The organism is Methylocella sp. (assembly GCF_044226135.1).
In the GTDB taxonomy this organism is placed as follows: domain Bacteria; phylum Pseudomonadota; class Alphaproteobacteria; order Rhizobiales; family Beijerinckiaceae; genus Methylocapsa.
On record NZ_JBGAHM010000009.1, the window covers coordinates 96,617 to 105,517 of the forward strand.

The following is an 8,901-nucleotide window of genomic DNA, read 5'->3' on the forward strand; positions in this document are numbered from 1 at the left end:
TACATAGTCCCGGATCCGATGCCGGCGTCTGTAGTTGTGGGCGGTTGGGCTTCCTGATGTTCCGTCTTCGTTCTGCTGCGGGTAAGGTGCATCCTGGAGAGTCGAGATGTGGATCGCAGTCCGCCAGCGCTTCAGAGCTTTTCATGCCGACCTGAACCCGATGAAGGATCAGGTCGAGGACGCATTTGGTAAGGCCAAGCGCGTCGGTCAGGCCCTGCAACGTGCCTACGGCGGCGAGGCGACGGAGAACCCGCCGATCTTCCCGGTGGGCTCTTGGGGCAAAGGCACGCCGGTGCGACCGTCCGCGGACATCGACATCATGGCTCGGTTCGATTGGGCCATGTATCAACGCTTCCATGCCTACGCCTTCAACGGGCAGTCTGCGCTCCTCCAGGAGATTAAGGACAAGCTGGAGGCGGCCTATCCGCAGACCCGAAAGCGTGGCGATGGGCAGGTGGTCCAGATCGATTTTAACTCAATCATGGTCGAACTCGTGCCCGTGTTTGCAATCGGCAACGGGCAGTTCATCATGCCGGACACGAACGGCGGTGGATCGTGGAAGACGGTCGATCCGGCTGCGCAGATCAAGCTCATCGACGATGCTGACCGGGACTTCAGCGGCAACGTCCGCCCGCTCTGCAAGATCATCAAGCGGTGGAAGCACGAGTGCTCCGTCGATCTAAAATCCTTCGCCATCGAGCTCCTGGTTGCAGATTTCTTCCGCAACTACCCTTGGGGCAATTACGACTACTACTATTACGATTGGTATGTGCGGGACTGCCTAAAGTTCATCAAGACTCGGGTGAACGGGTGGGTAGCGATCCCCGGCACAGGCGAAATCGTCCAGCTTGGCGACAAGTGGGCTTCTAAGGTCGAGACGGCCATCGGCATCGCTGAACAGGCGTGCGATTATGAGCGAGACGACTACGACATCCTAGCGGGCGTAGAATGGCAGAAGATCTTCGGACCCCGGATCCCGATCCACGTGCTGTCGTAGAAGCGCGCCGCCGAGAGATCGTGAAGGAAGCCCTGAGGCAGTCGGAAAGCTGCCTCTGGACCTCCACGATGCTCTACATTTGGCTGCGTCGGGTGCGGTGGCAGCACAAGGCTATCACGCTCGCCCCCATCGTCCTGACGGCCCTCGCTGGCGCAGCCTTCGCCAAGGCTTGGCTACCTGCCGTCGCCGTGGCGGTCATCGCCTTCCTGGCTACCTTGATCCCATCCATATCGGAGGCTCTCGACATCCAGACGCACGTCGAAGAGCTCAAACGGACCGCTGCCGAATATAAAGCGCTTCAGGACCGCTTCCGGCGCCTTGCGAGGATCACAGCGCTCGGCGAGGTGGATAAGGCGGAAGAGGTCCTGGCAGAGCTCATGGACCGCATGGACGCCGTCCGGGGTGGATCCATCACTCCGCCCGATCGGTATCGCGAGGACGCAAAGAAGCAGATCGAGGGCGGCAATTACGATTTCGCGGTCGACCTGCCGACCGGAGAGACCCCATCCGGCAAGCGATCAGAGCCGCCGAAGGTTTGAGCGGCGGCCCCACGCTGCTGATCGTCGACGTGACGGTGGCCATAGTGCGCCAGGAGCCGAAGTTCGCTGCTGCGACGATGAATGGCCGGTTTGGGGTCGTGAAGAGACCGGCGGCTTTCGGGTGACTGGGCCTGGAAGCGGACGTAGATTCCGCTACATCGCCGATCCTGACGCAAGTCGCGCTGTGTCGACCTTTTCAAATGGCGCTCAATAAGCAAACTGTAGTGGTGTGGTGGGTGAGAGGAGAGACCGTGAAGGCCCAGATTCAGGCGAACTATGAAGAGCGGCTTTCCCGCTACGTCACTCTAATCCAGGGTGAGGCGCCGCCGGGTCTCGTGCCCAAGTTGGCCGTCTATCGCGAGCTCATCCGGCAGCAGGGTATGCATGGGGACCGGCTCTGGAAAATCGAACCGATCCTCCATCCCCTGATCTTTTCAGTTGAAACCGACCTGCATCTTGCAACGGCCCGACTGCTGGAGGAACCGCGCCGAGCAGAGGGGAGCTTGTTCGCATTCCTCGCCTTCTGCATGAAAAACCAAGCGAACATCACGTGGAAGTCAGGGCCTCCGCCGATCGAAGTCCTGGAGAAACAGCTCGATGAACTGGAATCGAGGCGCAACACAATCAATGCCATCATGGGACGGCGCGATAAGTTTTTCGCTCATCTCGACAAGCGCTATTTGAAAGAGCCTGCGCGTATATACGCCGACTATCCGCTCGAAGCGGAAGAGGTAATTGCACTGGTAAACGCGGTGATCGGGGTGGTCACGGAGCACCAGTGGAAGCTACAGGAGAGCGCCGCCATCAGCGTCGCCGAATTCTACGCGATTGGCGTAGAGAACATGGTGCGAAATCTGGAGGCTGGCCGTCGCAAGAACTTCCCGGGGCAGCTGGATTGATTGATATAATGCCGACGTTCAGGACGAGGGCGTCCATTCAGTTCACGCTATACGGCTGAAAATGGGCCGACAGCGGAATGGGCGCTCCTGGGACGTGTCGAACACATAGCTGCCATTCGGCAGCCAAGATTACTCCGGCTGCTGTGCTTTGCACACGCAAATAATATTTGAACCGTTAGAAATTATAAATTGGATAAAGAGATGAAATATCGTTTATACTGATAGGGTGGGGCATTAGAGCCTCTCACCGCCCACCACGATTCTACTTTGCGCGGCGATAGCTTGGTTGTTTCACCGCGCAACGCGATAGGCCCCGCGAGCGCCCATGGGCCAAGTATGGACCAAGTCGATGCACCGGATACCCATCGTCGGCGACGCGCCGCGAGCTTCGGCGCTCAACAACATGAGCGACGCCGAGAAGATCGAGTTCGCCCGGAGCCCATTCGTGCGGACGCTCCACGTTACGGCCGGGACGTTGGTCACGACGATCCGCTGGTCCTACGTGCACGCGACGCTCGGCACCCAGCGTTGGCGCAACGGCTCGGCGTTCTTTCTCGACATTGACGGTCGGATCATCGCCGTCACCGCGGCGCACGTCCTCCGCCTCTACCAGGAGGGCAAGCAAATGTCTCGGGGCCGCATCGCGTGCCAGCTCGGCGACCTCACCTTCGATCCCGATGCTCGATTGATTGACGTGAACGACGGGATCGACATTGCGACGTTCAACGTCACAACCGCCGAGTTCGCGCAAATCGGAAAGCAGCCGTTCGCTGTCGCCGCGAGCGATTGGCCGCCGCCCCATCCGGCGACGACACGGCCCGGCCGACCCGGCCTCACCGGGTACTTCGCCGGATTCCCGGAAGACGCGCGGCTTTGGATCAATAGCTGCGCGATGAGCTTCGGGCTCTACGTCGCGGGCGGGCCCATCGGCTCCGCGACGGAGCGCCAAATCTCCATGCCCTTCGAGCGCCAGTTCTGGGTCGACACGCTGGGCCTCGGCTTTCCGCCCGCTGGCTTCGATCCAGGCGGGATCAGCGGCGGTCCGATGATGATGCCGCTCGAAACCGACGGCGCCTGGTCGTTGCACCTAGCGGGAGTGATTTCGGAATTCCCGCCGAGCGTCCTCGGCGTCGAGACAGTGATCGCCGCGCCCGCCCATTTCATCGCGGCCGACGGCCGGATCAATGAGCGAAGTGCGCCGACCCGATTCGCGGAGCCCGTGGCATGACCGACACGGATTGGATTGCGCGCGACGGCGGCCGGACCGTGTGGCGCTACATGAGCTTTTCGCGCTTCGTCTGGCTTCTCCAGCGAAAGCAGCTTTGGCTCTCCCGCGCTGACAAGCTGGGCGATCCTTGGGAGATCGCGCTGGCGGGTGATCAGCTCGACCATATCGTGAAGCGACAACCCATCACGCCGCTGGGCGAGGGGAAGCGCGAGACGGCGATGGAGCGCGCCGCTCGGATCATCCCTGCATGGCGAGAGAAGACCTTCGTGAATTGCTGGAACGCTTCCGAGCATGAGTCGCACGCGCTCTGGCGCATCTATTGCGGTCCGACCGAGGGTGTCGCGATCCAGACGACGCTCGGGAAGCTGCACGAATCCGCCCGCGGGGTTGCGCTCTTCCCGGTGATCTATGAGACGCCCGGCGCTCACCGCCGCACGCCGCAATTGATCGAGCTCGCGACGCGGAAACGCCCAATGTTCGCCTATGAGCAGGAAGTCCGCATGGTGCACATCGCCGAGCCCGACCAGGCCGAGACGCTCGGCGTGCAGGATTTCGGCCGTTGCCTGGATTGGAGCGCCGAAGATCACGCCGACTGCATCCGCGTCCATCCTCTCGCCGATGGGTCGTTCATAGAGGCCGTGACCAGCGCGGTCGAGTATTACGCGCCCGGCCTTCGGGACCGCGTTGAGTGGTCGGCTATGCGCGATCCACCGCCGGTCTGAAACCAGGAAGCAGCACATGACCCAGCGAAAATCGAACGAGGGCAAGGTGCTCGACGCCGTGATCCGGCGGATCGAAGAGCGCGACGGCGTGAAGCGGGCCGACATGCGCGATCCGGAAGCGGAGATGCATCCGTCGCCGGTCGACCAGGTTTCCACCTTCGGCGGCGTCCTTCATGCCTTCGAGCACACAGAAATCGAGCCGTTTCCGGATTACATCGAGACGCGGAAGCACAACGCAGAATTGCTCGGGCCGATTCCCGCTGCGCTGGCCGACCTGGCGAAGCCGGACGAGTGCTTTCAATTGCTCGTCCCGATTACCGCGTCGGTTGGGCTCAAGCGCTCGGATCACGACGGCGTCCGAGCCGCGCTGGTCGTTTGGGTTCGCAAGGAAGCGCCAGGTGTCGAGCCGAGGCCTTACGGGAGCCGCGTGACCGCGAGAGAGGCGCAACCGCCCGGCGTGCCATTTCCCGTAAGGCTGACGCGCTATCGGCCCGCAATGGCGATGGGCGGCCGCTTCGATTTCGTTCAGGTCGCGCCGGGCGGCGGTGATGCACCTCGCGTCGAGCGGATCGCGCGAGCTTGTGAGAAAAAATATCGGAAGCTCGCCGCCTGGAAGGCCGAAGAGGGCGCGCGCTCGATCATCGTCTTCGAGGACAACGACATGATCCTCACGAACGAGCAATTGATCGCCGACGCCTTGGTCAAGGCCGAAGCCTCGCGATCCGACTGCCCCGACGAGGCCTATGTCGTCGCGACCTATGTCGTGCCCTAGGGTCTGTTTGGATTCATCTTGAATTTATCACGCCGGCGGTGAGATTGATCATTGCTTCAAAGCTGGTGTCAGTTTTGTCTGCTCGCATGGCGATCCGCTTAAATTCCTTGAGTTTGCAGAAGAAGTTTTCGATCAGATGTCGCCATTTGTAGATTTCGGCGTCGATGGCGAGAGGTTTTGCGCGCCGCGGATGCTGAGAGATGACGATCTTGGCGCCGCGTGCGTCGAGGTCGGCGATGATGGAATTGCTGTCGAAGGCCTTGTCTGCAATCAGCGCCTCGAAGGTCAGTCCTTCGATCAGCGGCGGGATGCCGACCGTGTCAAAGCGCTGTCCTGGCAGCAGCACGAAACGCACGAGATTGCCGAGCGCATCGGTAAGTGCCAGGATTTTGGTGGTCATTCCGCCTTTCGAGCGGCCGATGGCCTGTTTTTGCGTCCCCCTTTTGCGCCCTGTCCGTGGCGGTGGACCTTGACGATGGTGGCATCGACCATGACGTACTCCATGTCCGGCTCGTTTGAGACCGCATCAAACATGCGCTTCCAGACGCCCGCCTTTGCCCAGTCCCGAAAGCGCGTGTACACGGTTATCCAGTTGCCGAAGGCGCGCGGCAGATCACGCCACGGACTGCCAGTGCGGGCAATCCACAGCACTGCTTCAACAAACAGCCGGTTGTTATTGCCGCTCCGGCCCGGATCGCCCGGCTTGCCAAGACAAAGCGGCTCCATCTTCGCCCATTGGGCGTCAGTCAGAACGAATCGGTCCATCCCAAGCTTGAATCACAACCAAGCCAGGATGAGAATCCTGAATCCAAACAGACCCTAGTACGTGACATGCCTTCGGCGGCCGGGCCGGACCTGCGACGACGACGGCGAGCGGTTCTGGCAGGTCGACCCAGCGGCGCTCACCGATCTAACCGGCCGCTGACGGCGCGGCGATTGCCGAAAACGGGTCCCGGTCTGCTTCGGGGTGGGCGTCTGCATGACCGACATGGGGCGCAAAGCGGACGTCGCTGAAGGGGCAGTCGACGGGCAGCTTTGGGTCAGAACCTCCTATCCTGCGCACAATGGGATGGAAGCCGAACAGCGTGAAGGTCTTCTGCCGATTCGCCACCGCCCACAGTTGATACCTGCCTGTCATTGCATGATCGAACCGACCGCCGATCCCGATCCGACGGAGAACGGCTGACGTCCTCACCGCCTCCACCGCCCGAGACAATACGGCGAGCTGCGCTCGCTTTGTCCTGATCGGCTGCGGCTGAAGCCTTGCCGATCCCGAATGAGGAGAGATGGTCTTAGCCCTCTCTCCCCCGCGACCGCCACCTGCGCGAGGGCGGGGCCGCGCGCTCGCAAGGCGGCGCATAGCCATCATCGTCCCAACCGTTCCGATCCACCCCGCTCGCGGCGCAGCCCAGCCCTGCTCGCCGGCAGCCGCCCCCCTCTCTGCCGCGCGCTCACGCGCCCCCGGAAGGCATGTCGAAGGACATGCCTTCGGCATTTACGGAGAAAGGATCGGAACAATGGCTAGGACATCGAAGAAGGCGAAGGCTGTCACCGAGACGATGGCGGATCAGATTGCGGACGCGGAAGCCCGCAGCGTCGGGGAAGCGGCGACGGAAATCGTCGGCGCGCTGCCCGCACCGGAGGCGGAGGCCGTGGCAGTGGCCGCGAGCGGCGCGACGGCTTTCATTCCGCTCAACAAGTTGAAGAAGTCGCCCCGCAATGCGCGGAAGACCCCGCACAGCCCGGCTATCATCGAAGCGTTGGCAGCCAGCATCGCCGTCAAGGGCATGTTGCAAAACCTTGTGGTGGAGCCCGAGCTTGATGCGGCGGCCGAGCCTACCGGCAGTTATTTCGTGACGGTGGGCGAAGGCCGCAGGCTCGCCCAGCTTCTCCGCGTGAAGCGCAAGGAGATCAGGAAGACCGAAACGGTGCGCTGCGTCATCGACACGGCGAACGACCCGCACGAGATCAGCCTTGACGAGAACGTCACCCGCGAGGCGATGCACCCGGCCGACCAGTTCGAGGCGTTCCGCGAGCTTGCGGAAAATCGCGGCTGGGGTGCGGAGGACATCGCCGCCCGCTTCGGCGTGACGGCGCATGTGGTGCGCCAGCGCCTGCGGCTCGGCGCTGTCAGCCCTAACCTGTTGCAGGTGTATCGAGACGGCGGCTTGAGCCTCGACCAGTTGATGGCCTTCGCCATCACTGGCGATCATGCCCGGCAGGAGCAGGTTTTTGCGAATCTCTCCTACAACCGCGAGCCGTGGATCATCCGCCGCGACCTCACCAAGGCACACATTCCGGCGACGGATCGCCGGGCGATCTTCATCGGCCCGGAGGAGTATACTGAGGCGGGCGGCACCATCCTGCGCGACCTGTTCACCGAGGATCGTGGCGGCTTCTACGAGGACGCTGCGCTTCTGGACCGGCTCGTCATCGAGAAGCTGGAAAGCACCGCCGCCGCCGTTCAGGCGGCGGAAGGCTGGAAGTGGGTTTCGGTCCACATCGACTACCCGCATGGCAACGGCCTGCGCCGCGCCTATCCGCAGCCGGTGGAGCTTTCCGAGGAAGATGCCGCCGCCTATGCCGCCGCGCAGGAGGAATACAACCGGCTGTCGGAGGAATGGGACGGCGCAGAGCAGCTCCCCCCGGAGGCGGACGAGCGGTTCGGGGTGCTTGAAGCGAACATGGAGCGCATCGATGCGCTCCGGCACATCTATAACCCGGACGACATCGCGCGCGGAGGCGTGTTGGTCGTGCTGTCGCATGACGGCACTGCCCGCATCGAGCGCGGCTTCATCCATCCCGAGGACGAGAATTGGGAGCCGGAAGAAGCCACAGAGGGCGTTCGCGTCAACGACGACGGTGGGATCATCGAGGACGGTGCACATGACGAGGACGGGAACCATATTTCCGCGCTCGACGCGGAGGACGAGGACGCCGGGGATGCGGGCAAGCCGCTGTCCGACCTTCTCGTACGAGACCTCACGGCCCACCGCACGCTCGGCCTGCGCCTCGCTCTCGGCGAGCAGCCCGACATGGCCTTGCTCGCCGTCACACACGCCCTCGCCGCGCAGAGCTTCTATCGCGGCGCGGAAGCCGCCTGCCTCGAAATCCGGCCGACGAGCAGCACCCTCGCCGGGCACGCGGACGGCATCGAGGACACCGCCCCGGCGAAGGCGCTGGCGGATCGCCATGCCGAATGGGCGGCGGACATGCCGTGCGACGTGGCGGACCTGTGGGGCTTCGTCGTCGCACTGGATCAGGCGAGCGTGTTGGCGCTGTTCGCACATTGCGCCTCGCTTACCGTCAATGCGGTGAGGCTACCCTGGGAGCGCAAGCCGCGCGCCCATGAGACCGCCGACAGGTTGGCAACGGGGCTCGCCCTCGACATGACGGCCCATTGGACGTCCACGGCGCGGAGCTATTTCGGCCGCGTGACCAAGGCTCACATTGTCGCCGCCGTGCGGGAGGCTGTCAGCGACGAGGCCGCCGACCGGATCACCGGCCTGAAGAAGCAGCCCATGGCGGAAGCCGCCGAGCAGCTTGTCGTTGCCACCGGATGGCTTCCCGCGCTCCTACGCACCGAGCGGCCGGCATGGCTGGATGAACTGGAAGCGGACGCCGGAGCGGTCATGGATGCGCCCACCGCAGCCGGTCCCGACGATACCGGCACGGCCGAGCACGGCGCAGCCTTCAATCACGCTGCCGAGTGAGCTCACGGCCGGAGCCGCCTCCAGCGGCTCC

8 protein-coding genes and 1 pseudogene are annotated in these 8,901 nt (G+C 63.1%); 8 read left to right on the forward strand and 1 reads right to left on the reverse strand.

Annotated elements, in window-relative coordinates; translation table 11 throughout:
- The first annotated feature begins 106 nt into the window (after positions 1-106).
- The 6 genes from ACILRB_RS06600 (at position 107) to ACILRB_RS06625 (ending at position 5,157) form a co-directional block, all read left to right on the forward strand.
- Positions 107-997: an SMODS domain-containing nucleotidyltransferase gene (locus ACILRB_RS06600; protein WP_395665504.1), complete on the forward strand. Its 891-nt coding sequence runs from the start codon at positions 107-109 to the stop codon at positions 995-997.
- Positions 998-1,017: 20 nt separating this feature from the next.
- Positions 1,018-1,536, forward strand: coding sequence for an SLATT domain-containing protein (locus ACILRB_RS06605; RefSeq protein ID WP_395665505.1), 519 nt, complete (start codon positions 1,018-1,020; stop codon positions 1,534-1,536).
- A 251-nt stretch (positions 1,537-1,787) separates the two neighbouring features.
- Entirely contained in the window at positions 1,788-2,435 is a 648-nt protein-coding gene (locus ACILRB_RS06610) for a hypothetical protein (RefSeq protein ID WP_395665506.1), read from the forward strand.
- Between the two features lie 325 nt (positions 2,436-2,760).
- Positions 2,761-3,663, forward strand: coding sequence for a hypothetical protein (locus ACILRB_RS06615; RefSeq protein WP_395665507.1), 903 nt, complete (start codon positions 2,761-2,763; stop codon positions 3,661-3,663).
- Positions 3,660-4,385, forward strand: a complete 726-nt coding sequence (locus ACILRB_RS06620; RefSeq protein WP_395665508.1) for a DUF2971 domain-containing protein — start codon at positions 3,660-3,662, stop codon at positions 4,383-4,385. Before ACILRB_RS06615 ends, ACILRB_RS06620 begins: the two co-directional genes overlap by 4 nt.
- Before the next feature lie 16 nt (positions 4,386-4,401).
- Positions 4,402-5,157, forward strand: coding sequence for a hypothetical protein (locus tag ACILRB_RS06625; protein WP_395665509.1), 756 nt, complete (start codon positions 4,402-4,404; stop codon positions 5,155-5,157).
- Positions 5,158-5,170: 13 nt separating this feature from the next.
- Here ACILRB_RS06625 and ACILRB_RS06630 read toward each other — a convergent pair.
- A pseudogene (locus ACILRB_RS06630) lies at positions 5,171-5,922 on the reverse strand (IS5 family transposase).
- Positions 5,923-6,136: 214 nt separating this feature from the next.
- On the opposite strand from ACILRB_RS06630, the gene ACILRB_RS06635 reads away from it, so the two are divergent.
- Positions 6,137-6,343, forward strand: coding sequence for a hypothetical protein (locus ACILRB_RS06635; protein ID WP_395665510.1), 207 nt, complete (start codon positions 6,137-6,139; stop codon positions 6,341-6,343).
- A 331-nt stretch (positions 6,344-6,674) separates the two neighbouring features.
- Complete coding sequence (locus ACILRB_RS06640) at positions 6,675-8,870, forward strand: ParB/RepB/Spo0J family partition protein (RefSeq protein ID WP_395665511.1); 2,196 nt, start codon at positions 6,675-6,677, stop codon at positions 8,868-8,870.
- The last annotated feature ends 31 nt before the right edge of the window (positions 8,871-8,901 follow it).